This window comes from Pseudacidovorax sp. RU35E (assembly GCF_900156165.1).
Lineage (GTDB): Bacteria > Pseudomonadota > Gammaproteobacteria > Burkholderiales > Burkholderiaceae_C > Xenophilus.
Genome location: NZ_FTMY01000003.1, coordinates 117,987 through 130,269, shown reverse-complemented (window position 1 = coordinate 130,269; position 12,283 = coordinate 117,987). Strand labels below are relative to the sequence as shown.

The window sequence follows — 12,283 nt, the reverse complement described above, 5'->3', positions numbered from 1 at the left end:
GGATCGGCCACGGAAAAGGGCGGGCGCTGCGCCTTCGCGCCTCGCCCGCCCTTTCATCGGTCCGCGCCGGGGATTACTTGGCCAGGCCCTCGGCCTTGAGCGCTTCCTGCACGGCCGGGCGCGCGCCCACGCGCGCATGCCAGGCAAGCAGGTGCTTGTAGGCGCTCAGGTCGATGTTCATCGGCTTGGCCCAGTTGACCGTGGTGAAGAGGTAGCCGTCGGCGACGCTGAAGTGCTCGCCCATCAGGTACTCCTTGCCTTCCAGCTGGCTGTCCAGCCACTGGAAACGGGTCTTGAGCTTGTCCGCGAAGACCTTCTTGGTGTCTTCGGGCACGGCCGGGTTGAACAGCGGGCTGAAGCCTTTGTGGATCTCCGTGCCGATGAAAGTCAGCCATTCCTGCAGGCGGTAGCGCTGCAGCGTGCCGTTGGCGGGTGCCAGGTTCTTGGCGGGCACCTGGTCGGCGATGTACTGCACGATCGCCGGGCCTTCGCGCAGGCGGGTGCCGTCGTCCAGTTCGAGCATCGGCACGTAGCCCAGCGGGTTGATGCCGTAGTAGTCGGTGCCGTCCTGCAGCTTGTGCGACTTGGTGCTGGCGAGTACGGGCTCGAAGGCCAGGCCGGCTTCGCGCAAGGCGATATGCGGGGACAGCGAGCAGGCGCCGGGGGAGTAGTACAGCTTCATGGAGAGGGCTCCTTCTGTTGGAAAAGGTCTGGAAGCGGGAGGGTGGCGAGCAGTCCACTCGTGGCCTGCACGGCAGCGCGAATGTACTTGGATCGCCGCGCGAGCTTGTCCTACGGGGTCATGCGGGCGGCACTGTCCAGCTTGGTGCACAGGCCGCAACTACGCTTCAGGCACCGCGGCAGGCTCAGTCGAACACTCGCCGCACAACGAGACGACATAGGAGTTCATCATGCTCAAGTACGCAATCATCTTCGCGCTCATCGCCCTGGTCGCAGGTGCCCTGGGCTTTGGCGGCGTGGCCGCCGGCGCCGCCGGTATCGCCAAGCTGCTCTTCGGCCTCTTCCTGCTGGTGGCGGTCGTGTTCGTGGTGCTGGCCGCCCTGGGCGTCGGCGCTGCCAAGAAGGTGCTGGATTGATCGCCGTGAACACCTTCGAACTGCTTCGTGACATTGCCGCGGCCAAGGCGCTTCCGCGCCCGCCACTGGCGCCGATGGAACGGGTGCGTCAGATCATCGATGTGACGCAACGAAACTGGCAACTGCCGGTGAGTCACAGGAAACGGGCAGCGGTCCGGGTCCAGATGCAGGAGCTGGCCACGGCCTGACCACGCATCGGCCGCAAATCGGCCAGCATCATGTGAAAAAGAGCGCCCTTCGAGGCGCTCTTTTATTTGTAGCGCAAGGGCCGCAGACTTGTCCCGGATATGCGCGGTGATCGATCAATTTTCTAGAATGTACAAAACGCCGAATTTGTACATTCATGCACACCCTTCCTCTGAGTGAATTCCGCGCCAACGCGTCGGCCATGCTCGATCTGGTCGAGCGGGGCGAGCGCGTGCGCATCCTGCGGCACGGCCGACCTGTGGCCGACCTGGTGCCGGTGGGCGAGGCCTCCGAGCCGGTCGCCCGTGTCCCGCGCTGGAAGCAGCCCATCGAGCCGCTGTATCTGGTGCACCCTGACGGTCGTACAGGCGCCCAGCTCATCATCGACGAGCGCGAGCGAGGCGCTTGACCCATGCGCGTGCTGTTCGATGCTTCGGCGCTGGCCAAGCGTTACATCGCCGAACCCGGTCGGGAGCAGCTTCTTGCCCTGAGTGCCAAGGCGTCTGAAGTGGTGGTGGCTGCGCACTGCAAGGCCGAGATCGCCAGTGCCCTCAACCGGCAACGCCACGAGGGCGTGCTTGCCGACGAGGACTATCGCCGCATCATGGCGGTCATCCATGAAGACTTTGCCGAGCTCGAGTGCATGGCCATGGATCGGCGCGTCGAGGCGCTGGCCATGGCGGCCATGGAGGCGACTCGGCTCCATGCCTTCGATGCACTGCCCATCGGCACGGCGCAGGCGGCGGGCGTCGACCTCTTCGTGACGGCCGACCGGCGCCAGGCGGCCGCAGCGGCAGCCGTCGGCTTGCGCACCGAATTGATCCAGGCCTGAGCGCCTTCGACATCTTCTTTCCGAGACACCCCATCATGTACATCCATCCCGATTCCTTCGACGTGATCGTCGTCGGTGGCGGCCATGCCGGTACCGAGGCGGCGCTGGCCGCGGCCCGCATGGGCTGCCGCACGCTGCTGCTCACGCACAACATCGAAACCCTCGGCCAGATGAGCTGCAATCCGTCCATCGGCGGCATCGGCAAGGGCCATCTGGTCAAGGAAGTGGACGCCCTCGGCGGCGCCATGGCCCTCGCCACGGACGAGGCGGGCATCCAGTTCCGAATCCTCAATTCCAGCAAGGGCCCGGCCGTGCGTGCCACCCGTGCCCAGGCGGACCGCATCCTCTACAAGGCGGCCATTCGCCACCGACTGGAGAACCAGCCCAATCTCACGCTGTTCCAGCAGGCCGTGGACGACCTGCTGCTGGAGGGCGACCGGGTGGTCGGCGCCGTCACGCAGGTGGGCATCGCCTTCCGCGCGCGGGCAGTGGTGCTGACGGCTGGCACCTTCCTGGATGGCCGCATCCACGTCGGCCTGGACAATTACCAGGCCGGTCGGGCAGGGGACCCGCCCGCCGTCAGCCTGTCGGCACGGCTCAAGGAGCTCAAGCTGCCCCAGGGGCGCCTGAAGACCGGCACACCGCCGCGCATCGATGGACGCACCATCGATTTCTCCAAATGCACGGAGCAACCTGGCGACGGCATGCCGGGTGGCGGTAGCCCGTCCATGCCGGTATTTAGCTTCATGGGCCGGGCCGACATGCACCCGCAGCAGATGCCGTGCTGGATCACGCACACCAATGCGCAGACGCACGACATCATCCGCTCGGGCTTCGACCGCTCCCCCATGTTCACCGGCCGCATCGACGGGGTGGGCCCACGCTACTGCCCGAGTGTGGAAGACAAGATCAACCGCTTTGCGGACAAGGACAGCCATCAGATCTTCCTGGAGCCGGAAGGGCTGACCACGCACGAGTACTACCCCAACGGCATCTCCACCAGCCTGCCTTTCGACATCCAGCTGGCCATGGTGCGCAGCATGCCGGGCCTGGAGAACGCGCACATCCTCCGACCGGGCTATGCCATCGAGTACGACTACTTCGACCCGCGCGGTTTGAAGAGCAGTTTCGAGACGCGAGCGATCCAGGGTCTTTTTTTCGCGGGACAGATCAACGGCACCACGGGCTACGAGGAGGCCGCGGCGCAGGGCCTGTTCGCCGGCCTGAACGCCGCGCTGCTGTGCCAGGAGAAGGAAGCCTGGGTGCCGCGTCGGGACGAAGCCTACCTAGGTGTGCTGGTCGACGACCTGATCACCAAGGGCGTGACCGAGCCTTACCGCATGTTCACCAGCCGGGCCGAGTTCAGGCTCCAACTGCGTGAGGACAACGCAGACATGCGCCTGACCGAGGCCGGGCGGCAGCTTGGGCTGGTCGGCGATGCGCAATGGGACGCCTTCTGCCGAAAGCGCGATGCTGTTTCACGTGAAACAGAGCGGCTCAAATCGACCTGGGTGAATCCACGCAACCTGCCCGCCAGCGAGTCCGAGCGGGTGCTGGGCAAGGCCATCGAGCACGAATACAACCTGGGTGATCTTCTGCGCCGGCCGAACATCAGTTACGACAGCCTGTTGTCGCTGGACGGCGGCAAGTACCGTCCCTTGCAGCCGCTGGCGCCGGAGGAGGTGGAGCAGGTGGAAATTGCGGCCAAGTACGCGGGCTACATCGAAAAGCAGCATGAAGAAGTGCAGCGCGCGGCGCACTTCGAGAGCCTGCGCTTGCCCGACGACCTGGATTACATGCAGGTCCAGGCGCTGAGCATCGAGGTGCGGCAAAAGCTCAGCAAGCACCGTCCGGAGACGCTGGGGCAGGCATCGCGCATCTCCGGCATCACGCCTGCGGCGATTTCCTTGTTGATGATCCATCTGCGAAAAGGCGGCTACAAGGCCTTCCAGCAGAAGGACGCGGAACCGGTGGCCGCATGAGTGCTGTCATCCAAGCGCAGCGCGAGCAGCTGGAGGAGGGCGCCCGGTCACTGGGACTGGACCTGTCCGACGTCCAGATCAGCCAATTGATGGACTACGGCAGTGCCATCCTCAAGTGGAACAAGGTCTACAACCTCACGGCGCTGCGCGATCCGGCCTTGGTCATTACCCATCACCTGCTGGACAGTCTTGCCGCGGTTCCGGCGTTGGTGCGTCAGCAGTCACGAGCAGGGCGCCTGCTGGATGTGGGCTCAGGCGCTGGCCTGCCCGGCGTGGTGATCGCCATCTGCAGGCCCGACCTGGATGTGGATTGCCTGGACGCCGTCGCCAAGAAGATGGCCTTTGTACAGCAGATGGCGGGTGCGTTGCAGCTGCCCCGACTTCGCGGTCTCCACGCTCGCGTGGAGACACTGGAAGGGAGTTATGACGTGATCACGTCGCGCGCCTTTGCTTCGTTGGTCGATTTCGTGCAAGGTTCGGCTCAGCTTCTCGCGCCTCAGGGCGTCTGGATGGCGATGAAGGGAAAGCGCCCAGACCAAGAGGTAGAACAACTCCGCGCATCGGTTGACGTGTTTCACGTGGAACAACTTTCGGTTCCAGGCCTCGATGCTGAGCGCTGCATCGTCTGGATGCGCAAAAAAGAAGGCTGACCGGCGCACAGGCCGCTGTCGAAACGGCTGCTTATAGGCCCTGCTCGCGTAGACTCGCCGCTCCCTCACGCCCACCCATCCGCAGTTCACTCCCATGTTCGGCATTTCCGACTACGGCGCTTTCGTCGTCGCCATCCTCGTTTTCCTGGCCATTCCGGGCCCGGGGAACCTCGCGTTGGTGAGTTCGACGGCCAAAGGCGGAATGGCAGGGGGGTTGGCGGCGACCTTGGGCGTGATCCTGGGCGACCAGGTGTTGATGTGGTCCGCCGTGGCGGGCGTGGCGGCGCTGCTGGCAGCCTACCCGGCCGCCTTCCACGCAGTGCAATGGCTGGGGGCCGGCTACCTCGCCTGGATGGGATTTCGCATGCTGCGCGCCCGCCCCGGTGCCAAGCCGGTGATCGATATCCGGCCCGGTCAGTACCTCCGCCAGTCGCTGGCCATCACCTTGCTGAACCCCAAGGCCATCGTGTTCTACATGGCCTTCTTTCCGCTTTTTATCGACCCCGTCCACCACCGGGGCCTGCTGACATTCGCCGCAATGTCGCTGACGATTGCGGTGCTCACCTTCGGCTACGGGCTGGTTGCCGTTCTGCTCACCCGCCATCTCGCCGAAAAGCTGCGTGCCAACCGGCGCCTGTCGAGTCTGCTGGAAAAGACGGCAGGTGGTCTGCTGTTGGCCTTCGGCGTCAAGCTCGCATTGAGCCAATAAAGCTTCACGGTCCCGACCGTCGACATCAGGAATCCAAGCGACATGGCCCGCATCTTCTGCATCGCCAACCAGAAAGGTGGGGTGGGCAAGACCACCACCACCGTCAACCTCGCCGCCGGCCTGGCGAAGGTGGGTCAACGCGTGCTGATGATCGACCTCGATCCGCAGGGCAACGCGACCATGGGCTCGGGCATCGACAAGCGCAGCGCCGAATACACCGTCTACGACGTGCTGCTCGAGTCCGCCTCGGTGGCCGAGGCCCGCGTGTCGGTGGAGGCCTGCGGCTACGACGTGCTGCCCGCCAATCGCGAGCTGGCGGGCGCCGAGGTGGAGATGGTCGCCCTGGACCGCCGCGAGAAGCGCTTGCGCACCGCGCTGGCCGCGGTGGGCGCTGAGTACGACTTCGTGCTCATCGACTGTCCGCCCTCGCTCAGCCTGCTGACGCTCAACGGCCTGTGTGCCGCCCATGGCGTGATCGTGCCCATGCAGTGCGAGTACTTCGCGCTCGAAGGCCTGACCGATCTGGTCAACACCATCAAGCAGGTGCACGCCAACCTCAACAAGAACCTGCAGATCATCGGCCTGCTGCGGGTGATGTTCGATCCGCGCATCACGCTGCAGCAGCAGGTGAGTGATCAGCTGAAGGCGCACTTCGGCGACAAGGTGTTCGACACCGTGATCCCCCGGAACGTGCGCCTTGCCGAGGCACCCAGCTATGGGCTCCCCGGCGTGGTGTTCGACGCCGGGGCGCGCGGCAGCCAGGCTTATGTGGCGTTCGCGGAAGAGCTGGTCCGCAAGATGCCACCCGCGAGTGCCTCGTCCACAACCGGGTCTGCGGCACCGAAGACGGTGCCGGTGCTGGAGGCCGTGGCCGACGAAGCGCGAGCCGGCACGCTGTCCGGCGTCCCGGACGCCAAGTCGTCCGAGCGCGGCTGATCGCTACGTTTTTCATAGCAATGAATCCAGACTCCGCCGCGCCAATTTCCATCTTTCTGTTACCGGGTTGGCAGAACAGCGGACCCGGCCACTGGCAGACGCGCTGGGAGGCCCTGCACGGTGACCACCGCATCGAACAGCACGACTGGACGCGCCCCCTGCGTGGCGACTGGTGTGCAAGGCTGGAAGAAGCGGTCCTTGCGGCGCCCGGGCCGGTGGTGCTGGCCGCCCACAGCCTGGGCTGCATCCTGACCGCGGCCTGGGCCGCCCATTCGCGCCACACGTCCCGCGTGCAAGGCGCGCTGCTGGTGGCGCCCGGTGATGTCGAGCGCGAATCGCTACGCCACCAGATCCCCGGCTGGGCGCCCATCGCGCGCCGGGCCTTGCCCTTCCCGGCCGTGCTGGTGAGCTCCACCAACGATCCCTATTGCGACGCCGACAAGGCTCGCGACCTGGCGCGCCACTGGGGCGCCCGCTTCGTGGATGCCGGCGCCCGCGGCCACCTCAACGCCGACTCGGGCCTGGGCGACTGGCCGGAAGGCCGCGCCCTGCTGGATCCGCTCATCCGGCCCCCGCAACCCACTTCTTCCTCCTGCTGATGGCAACCAAGAAACCCAAGGGCCTCGGACGCGGCCTCGAAGCCCTGCTGGGCCCCGCTGCGGGCCGCACCACCGACGACACGGCCACGGCCGAAGCAGGCTCCGGTGCGCCCCCTCGCGACGGCAATCCCAGCACCCTGGCCCTGAACCAGATGGTGGCGGGCGTCTACCAGCCCCGCACCCGGATGGACGAGGGCGCGCTGTACGAGCTGGCCGAGAGCATCAAGGCCCAGGGCATCATGCAGCCGATCCTGGTGCGCCGGCTCGATACCGAGCAGGCGGCCGCCAAGAACGCCGAATACGAAATCATCGCCGGCGAGCGCCGCTTCCGCGCCGCGAAGATCGCCGGCCTGGACAGCGTGCCCGTGCTGGTGCGCGACGTGCCCAACGAGGCCGCCGCGGCCATGTCGCTGATCGAGAACATCCAGCGCGAGGACCTCAATCCGCTGGAAGAGGCCCAGGGCCTGCAGCGGCTGGTCAACGAGTTCGGCCTCACGCACGAGCAGGCCGCCCAGGCCGTGGGCCGCTCGCGCAGCGCCGCCAGCAATCTGCTGCGCCTGCTCAACTTGGCCGATCCGGTGCAGGGCCTGCTGATGGCCGGCGACCTGGACATGGGCCATGCACGCGCGCTCCTGGCGCTGGACCGCGCCGCACAGATCACGGCCGCCAACCAGATCGTGGCCCGCAAGCTGTCGGTGCGTGAGACCGAGGGCCTGGTCAAGAAACTCTCGGCCGAATTCAGCCTGCAGCCCCAGGCCCAGCGCGCCGCGCCCGAGAAGCCGCGCGACCTGCAGCGCGTGGAGGAGGAACTGGCCGACCTGCTCACCGCCGCCGTCGAGGTGCGCATCAAGAAGCAGAGCAAGCGCGGCGGCCAGATGCAGATGAGCGGCGAGCTGGCGATCCACTTCGGCTCGCTGGAGGCGCTCAATGGCCTGATCGATCGGCTGCGCGGCACGACCGCGACCGGCACGGGCAACTGACGCGGCCGCCCGGGCCGGAAGGCCGCCGTGACCGGTGCCGCGCCGACCTCGGCACCGGTCCGCGGTCCGTCCGATGTTCATAGGCCAGGCGCGCAGCGGCCTATGCCGCCGACTCCGACTTTCGATGGATGGCTGCGCGGCGACGCGCCCGTAAGCTGCGCCGCATCTGCCTGCCTGCGGCCCCATGGCCCAGCGAGCGTCCTTCCATCGAAGCTGCCGAGTCGACCATGCCGCACTCCCTTGTCCACCGCCGCCGTCCGCGAACCCTGCACATGGCCATTGCCGCTGCAGCCAGCCTGCTGGCCCTGGCCGGCTGCCAGACCACCGACATGCAGATGGGTAGCCAGGCCGCCAAGACCGTGGCCACCGGCGGCGCGGCGGGTGGCACCAGCGTCAACGCCAGCGGCCAGCTGGAACGCTGCGAATCGCCACTGGGCACCGTCTCCCTCATCGAGAACCAGTCGGCCGGCTGGTACACCGTGCTGACCAACCAGTACAAGCTGCCGCCCACGGCCACCCTGCTGCGGCTGATGGTCCAGCAGTCCAACTGCTTCGTGGTGGTGGAGCGCGGCGCCGCCGGCATGAATGCCATGAGCCGCGAACGCGCGCTGATGCAGTCCGGCGAGATGCGCCAGGGCAGCAACGTCGGCCGCGGCCAGATGGTGGCCTCGGACTACGGCCTGTCGCCGGAGGTCGTCTTCAACAACAACGACGCGGGCGGCATCGGCGGCACGCTGGGCGGCCTGATCGGCGGCAACCGGGGCCGCGCGCTGGCGGCCGTGGGCGGCAGCATGCAGACCAAGGAAGCCAGCACCCTGCTGACCTTGATCGACAACCGCTCGGGCGTGCAGATCGCGGCGGCCGAGGGCAGCGCCTCCAAGACGGATTTCGGCGCCATGGGCTCGCTCTTCGGCGGGCGGGCCGGTGGTGCGGTGGGGGGTTATGCCAACACGGCGCAGGGCAAGGTCATCAGCGCCGCCTTCATGGACGCCTACAACCAGATGGTGGTGTCGTTGCGCAACTACCAGGCGCAGACGGTGCGCGGCCAGGGCCTGGGCGGCGGTGGCCGGCTGGGCGTGGATGGCGGCGTCGCGCCGTCGCAGACCTCGGCGCCGCGGCCGAAGAAGTGAGCGCGCGGCCGGTGCATGCCGGCTTCCTCACCCACCCGTCCAGGCCAAGCCCGTCGAAGCCGTGGCAAGGCCGCAGCGCCGCCTTCAAAGGCTGAAGATCTTCCCCGGGTTGAGGATGTTCTTCGGATCCAGCGCCTTCTTCAGCGTGCGCATCATCGCCACCGCGCCTTCGCCGGCCTCGTCGATCAGGAAGCCCATCTTGTGCAGCCCGATGCCGTGCTCGCCGGTGCAGGTGCCGCCCATGGCGATGGCGCGCGACACCAGGTTGTGGCTCAGCTGCTCGGCGCGCAGGCGCTCGTCGGGGTCGTGTGGATCGATCAGGTAGCCGAAGTGGAAGTTGCCGTCGCCCACGTGGCCCACCAGGAAGTAGGGGATGCCGCTGGCGTCCACCTCGTCCACCGAGGCCAGCAGGCAGTCGGCCAGGCGCGAGATGGGCACGCAGGTGTCGGTGGTCACGGCGCGGCATCCGGGGCGTGACTGCACGGCCGCGAAGTAGGCGTTGTGCCGCGCCGTCCACAGCCGGGTGCGTTCTTCCGGCGTGGTGGCCCATTCGAAGTCGTTGCCGCCCATCTCGCTGGCGATGGCCTGCACCGTCTCGGCCTGCTCCTGCACGCCGGCGGGCGATCCGTGGAACTCCATCAGCAGCATCGGCTGCTCGCGCAGGCTCAGCTTGGAATGGGCATTGACCATGCGCACCGAGTTCACGTCGATCAGCTCCACCCGTGCGATCGGCACGCCCAGCTGGATGACCTGGATGGTCGTGTGCACCGCCGCCTCGATGCTCGGGAAGGAGCAGATGGCGGCCGACACCGCTTCGGGCAGCGGATAGATGCGCAGGGTGATCTCGGTGGCGATGCCCAGCGTGCCTTCGCTACCCACGATCAGCCGCGTGAGGTCGTAGCCGGCCGAGGACTTGCGCGCCCGTGTGCCGGTGCGGATGGTCTCGCCGCTGGCCGTCACCACCTCCAGCGCGAGTACGTTCTCGCGCATGGTGCCGTAGCGCACGGCATTCGTGCCGCTGGCGCGCGTGGCCGTCATGCCGCCGATGGACGCATCCGCGCCCGGGTCGATGGGAAAGAACAGCCCGCTGGAACGCAACTCCACATTGAGTTGCCGACGGGTCACGCCCGGCTGCACGGTCACCGTGAGGTCTTCGGCATTCACCGCCAGCACCTGGTTCATGCGCGACAGGTCGATGCTGATGCCGCCCTGCACGGCCAGCAGGTGGCCTTCCAACGAAGAGCCCACGCCGAAGGGGATCACGGGCACGTCCGCGTCCGATGCGAGCTTCACCGCATCGGCCACGTCGCGCGTGCTTTCGGCAAAGACGACGGCGGCAGGCGGCGGCACGTCGAAGGGCGACTCGTCGCGCCCATGCTGCTCGCGCACGGCCATCGCCGTGGAACATTGCGCGCCGAAGCGCTCGCGCAGTGCGGCCAGCAGCGAGTCGGGCACCGGGCGCGGTGCCACGGCGGGATGCAGGCGGGCGAGGTCGGCGGGGGCGTTCATGGGGTGTCTCCTTCAAGCGGCCGGGCGTATGCCGGTGCGGGTCTACCATTCTAGGAACCGCAGTCAAGGAAGGATTCCGCATGGGCAACCGCCTCACCCAGATCGCCACGCGCACCGGCGACGACGGCAGCACCGGCCTGGGCGACAACACCCGCGTCTCCAAGGGCCACCTGCGCGTGCATGCCATGGGCGACGTGGACGAGCTCAACTCCCACATCGGCCTGCTGCTGTGCGAGCCGCTGCCCGCCGAGGTGCGCGAGCTGCTGGTCGATGTGCAGCACCAGCTCTTCAACCTGGGCGGCGAGCTGGCCATGCCCGGCTACACGCTGCTCAAGGACGAGGCGCTGCTGCAGCTGGACCAGGCGCTGGAGATGCACAACGCCGCGCTGCCGCGCCTGGCCGAATTCATCCTGCCGGCCGGCACCCGGGCCGCCTCACAGGCCCATGTGTGCCGCACCGTGGCGCGCCGGGCCGAGCGGGCCATCGTCGCGCTGGGCGCGGTGGAGGTGGTCAACGACGCACCTCGGCGCTACCTCAACCGGCTCTCAGATCTGCTCTTCGTGCTGGCCCGCGTGCTCAACCGCATGGATGGCGGCGACGACGTCTACTGGAAGAGCGAGCGCATGGCGCGCGCGGCGCAGGACGCATCGGCCTCCGGCGACTGACAGCGCCGCATGCGCCTGCGCCACATCGAGGTCTTCAATGCCGTGATGCTCACCGGCAGCGTGAGCGCGGCGGCGCGGCTCATCAACGTCACGCAGCCGGCGGTCAGCCGCACGCTGCAGCATGCCGAGCTTCAGCTGGGCTTCGCGCTGTTCCGGCGTGCCAAGGGACGGCTCATTCCCACGGCCGAGGCGCAGGCGCTGTATCCGCGCATCGAGCGGCTGTTCGCGCAGCTCGACGAGGTGCAGCGCCTGGCCAGCCAGCTGCGCCATGGCGGCGAGGTGGCGGGCGAGCTGCGCATCCTGGCGGTGATGGCGCTGACCCACGAGGTGCTGCCGCGGGCGCTGGTCGCCTTCCGCGCCCGGCATCCGGCGGTGGCCATCCGCGTGGAGGCCCTGCACACGCCGCAGATCGTCTCGGCCCTGCTGCTGCGCGAGGCGGACATCGGCTTCGCCTTCAGCGCGCTGCCGCATGCCGGATTAGTCAACGAGGCGGTGGCGGACAGCCGCATGGTCTGCGTGGCCCCGCGCGGCCTGCTGCCGGCCGCGCTGGTGAAGGCCGGGCGGCTGGCGCTGCCCGATCTGGCCGACGTGCCGGTGATCGCGCTGGACGGCCGCGACCCGCTGGGCCTGGGCGTGGCCCAGGCCTGTCGCGAGGCCGGCGTGGGCCTGCAGGCAGTGGTCACCGTGCAGACCTACCACGCGGCCCTGGCCATGGCCCATCACGGCCTGGGCGCGGCGCTGGTGGACGGCTGCACGGCACTGTCGGCCGACACGGCCAAGGTCGATCGCCTGGCCCTGGTGCCGGAACTGCCGGTGCCGGTGCGCGCGTTGCGGGCCGAGCACGGTGCAGAGTCGGTTGCCATGCGCACGCTGCTCGCGTGTGTAAGACAGACGCTGACGTCGTCCGCCGACGATTTGGGATAAAAAGCGAACGGTCGTTCACATTGTTTGACTCTGCCTGGGTCCAGCGGGTGAGCGGCACGCATCCCTCATCCAAAGGACTCTTCC

The 12,283-nt window shown here is 67.7% G+C and carries 15 protein-coding genes; 13 read left to right on the top strand and 2 right to left on the bottom strand.

Annotated features, from left to right (window positions below; all coding sequences use genetic code 11):
- Positions 1 to 73: 73 nt before the first annotated feature.
- Positions 74 to 682, bottom strand: a complete 609-nt coding sequence (gene gstA, locus BXA03_RS06220) for a glutathione transferase GstA (RefSeq protein ID WP_076505157.1) — start codon at positions 680 to 682, stop codon at positions 74 to 76.
- 229 nt (positions 683 to 911) lie between these two features.
- Between gstA and BXA03_RS06215 the strand changes: the two genes are divergently transcribed.
- From BXA03_RS06215 to BXA03_RS06165, 11 genes are all read left to right on the top strand, one after another.
- On the top strand, positions 912 to 1,097 hold the full coding sequence (locus BXA03_RS06215; RefSeq protein ID WP_076505155.1) for a DUF1328 family protein: 186 nt from the start codon (positions 912 to 914) through the stop codon (positions 1,095 to 1,097).
- Positions 1,098 to 1,102: 5 nt separating this feature from the next.
- Positions 1,103 to 1,285: a hypothetical protein gene (locus BXA03_RS06210; protein WP_143476228.1), complete on the top strand. Its 183-nt coding sequence runs from the start codon at positions 1,103 to 1,105 to the stop codon at positions 1,283 to 1,285.
- A 155-nt stretch (positions 1,286 to 1,440) separates the two neighbouring features.
- The gene (locus tag BXA03_RS06205; protein ID WP_076505151.1) at positions 1,441 to 1,692 is read left to right on the top strand and encodes a type II toxin-antitoxin system Phd/YefM family antitoxin; all 252 of its coding nucleotides are present in this window, start codon (positions 1,441 to 1,443) and stop codon (positions 1,690 to 1,692) included.
- A gap of 3 nt (positions 1,693 to 1,695) precedes the next feature.
- On the top strand, positions 1,696 to 2,115 hold the full coding sequence (locus tag BXA03_RS06200) for a type II toxin-antitoxin system VapC family toxin (protein ID WP_076505148.1): 420 nt from the start codon (positions 1,696 to 1,698) through the stop codon (positions 2,113 to 2,115).
- Positions 2,116 to 2,150: 35 nt separating this feature from the next.
- Positions 2,151 to 4,097 carry a tRNA uridine-5-carboxymethylaminomethyl(34) synthesis enzyme MnmG gene (gene mnmG / locus BXA03_RS06195; RefSeq protein ID WP_076505146.1) on the top strand — a complete coding sequence of 649 codons (1,947 nt, stop codon included), beginning with the start codon at positions 2,151 to 2,153 and terminating at the stop codon, positions 4,095 to 4,097.
- Positions 4,094 to 4,747, top strand: a complete 654-nt coding sequence (gene rsmG, locus BXA03_RS06190; protein ID WP_076505143.1) for a 16S rRNA (guanine(527)-N(7))-methyltransferase RsmG — start codon at positions 4,094 to 4,096, stop codon at positions 4,745 to 4,747. Before mnmG ends, rsmG begins: the two co-directional genes overlap by 4 nt.
- A 94-nt stretch (positions 4,748 to 4,841) precedes the next feature.
- A complete protein-coding gene (locus tag BXA03_RS06185; RefSeq protein ID WP_076505141.1) occupies positions 4,842 to 5,456 on the top strand; it encodes a LysE family transporter in 615 nt (204 codons plus the stop codon).
- 42 nt (positions 5,457 to 5,498) lie between these two features.
- Positions 5,499 to 6,392, top strand: coding sequence for a ParA family protein (locus BXA03_RS06180; protein ID WP_076505139.1), 894 nt, complete (start codon positions 5,499 to 5,501; stop codon positions 6,390 to 6,392).
- Positions 6,393 to 6,412: 20 nt separating this feature from the next.
- Entirely contained in the window at positions 6,413 to 6,991 is a 579-nt protein-coding gene (locus tag BXA03_RS06175; RefSeq protein ID WP_076505137.1) for an RBBP9/YdeN family alpha/beta hydrolase, read from the top strand.
- Positions 6,991 to 7,971: a ParB/RepB/Spo0J family partition protein gene (locus BXA03_RS06170; RefSeq protein WP_076505134.1), complete on the top strand. Its 981-nt coding sequence runs from the start codon at positions 6,991 to 6,993 to the stop codon at positions 7,969 to 7,971. The genes BXA03_RS06175 and BXA03_RS06170 overlap by 1 nt, the downstream gene beginning before the upstream one ends.
- A 272-nt stretch (positions 7,972 to 8,243) precedes the next feature.
- Positions 8,244 to 9,101, top strand: a complete 858-nt coding sequence (locus tag BXA03_RS06165; RefSeq protein WP_200803349.1) for a CsgG/HfaB family protein — start codon at positions 8,244 to 8,246, stop codon at positions 9,099 to 9,101.
- 84 nt (positions 9,102 to 9,185) lie between these two features.
- Here BXA03_RS06165 and BXA03_RS06160 read toward each other — a convergent pair whose 3' ends face one another.
- Complete coding sequence (locus BXA03_RS06160; RefSeq protein WP_076505130.1) at positions 9,186 to 10,610, bottom strand: FAD-binding oxidoreductase; 1,425 nt, start codon at positions 10,608 to 10,610, stop codon at positions 9,186 to 9,188.
- Between the two features lie 80 nt (positions 10,611 to 10,690).
- Here BXA03_RS06160 and BXA03_RS06155 point away from each other — a divergent pair, with 80 nt between their 5' ends.
- Positions 10,691 to 11,275 (top strand): cob(I)yrinic acid a,c-diamide adenosyltransferase, encoded by a 585-nt coding sequence (locus tag BXA03_RS06155; RefSeq protein ID WP_076505128.1) that lies wholly within the window; start codon positions 10,691 to 10,693, stop codon positions 11,273 to 11,275.
- A 9-nt stretch (positions 11,276 to 11,284) separates the two neighbouring features.
- A complete protein-coding gene (locus tag BXA03_RS06150; protein ID WP_076505126.1) occupies positions 11,285 to 12,199 on the top strand; it encodes a LysR family transcriptional regulator in 915 nt (304 codons plus the stop codon).
- The last annotated feature ends 84 nt before the right edge of the window (positions 12,200 to 12,283 follow it).

Coding starts and splice junctions, on each gene's coding strand:
- BXA03_RS06155 (WP_076505128.1), top strand. CDS start 10,691: ATGGGCAACCGCCTCACCCAGATCGCCACGCGCACCGGCGACGACGGC.
- BXA03_RS06165 (WP_200803349.1), top strand. CDS start 8,244: ATGGCCATTGCCGCTGCAGCCAGCCTGCTGGCCCTGGCCGGCTGCCAG.
- BXA03_RS06185 (WP_076505141.1), top strand. CDS start 4,842: ATGTTCGGCATTTCCGACTACGGCGCTTTCGTCGTCGCCATCCTCGTT.
- BXA03_RS06205 (WP_076505151.1), top strand. CDS start 1,441: ATGCACACCCTTCCTCTGAGTGAATTCCGCGCCAACGCGTCGGCCATG.
- mnmG (WP_076505146.1), top strand. CDS start 2,151: ATGTACATCCATCCCGATTCCTTCGACGTGATCGTCGTCGGTGGCGGC.
- BXA03_RS06150 (WP_076505126.1), top strand. CDS start 11,285: ATGCGCCTGCGCCACATCGAGGTCTTCAATGCCGTGATGCTCACCGGC.
- BXA03_RS06180 (WP_076505139.1), top strand. CDS start 5,499: ATGGCCCGCATCTTCTGCATCGCCAACCAGAAAGGTGGGGTGGGCAAG.
- BXA03_RS06215 (WP_076505155.1), top strand. CDS start 912: ATGCTCAAGTACGCAATCATCTTCGCGCTCATCGCCCTGGTCGCAGGT.
- BXA03_RS06200 (WP_076505148.1), top strand. CDS start 1,696: ATGCGCGTGCTGTTCGATGCTTCGGCGCTGGCCAAGCGTTACATCGCC.
- gstA (WP_076505157.1), bottom strand. CDS start 682: ATGAAGCTGTACTACTCCCCCGGCGCCTGCTCGCTGTCCCCGCATATC.
- BXA03_RS06175 (WP_076505137.1), top strand. CDS start 6,413: ATGAATCCAGACTCCGCCGCGCCAATTTCCATCTTTCTGTTACCGGGT.
- BXA03_RS06160 (WP_076505130.1), bottom strand. CDS start 10,610: ATGAACGCCCCCGCCGACCTCGCCCGCCTGCATCCCGCCGTGGCACCG.
- rsmG (WP_076505143.1), top strand. CDS start 4,094: ATGAGTGCTGTCATCCAAGCGCAGCGCGAGCAGCTGGAGGAGGGCGCC.
- BXA03_RS06170 (WP_076505134.1), top strand. CDS start 6,991: ATGGCAACCAAGAAACCCAAGGGCCTCGGACGCGGCCTCGAAGCCCTG.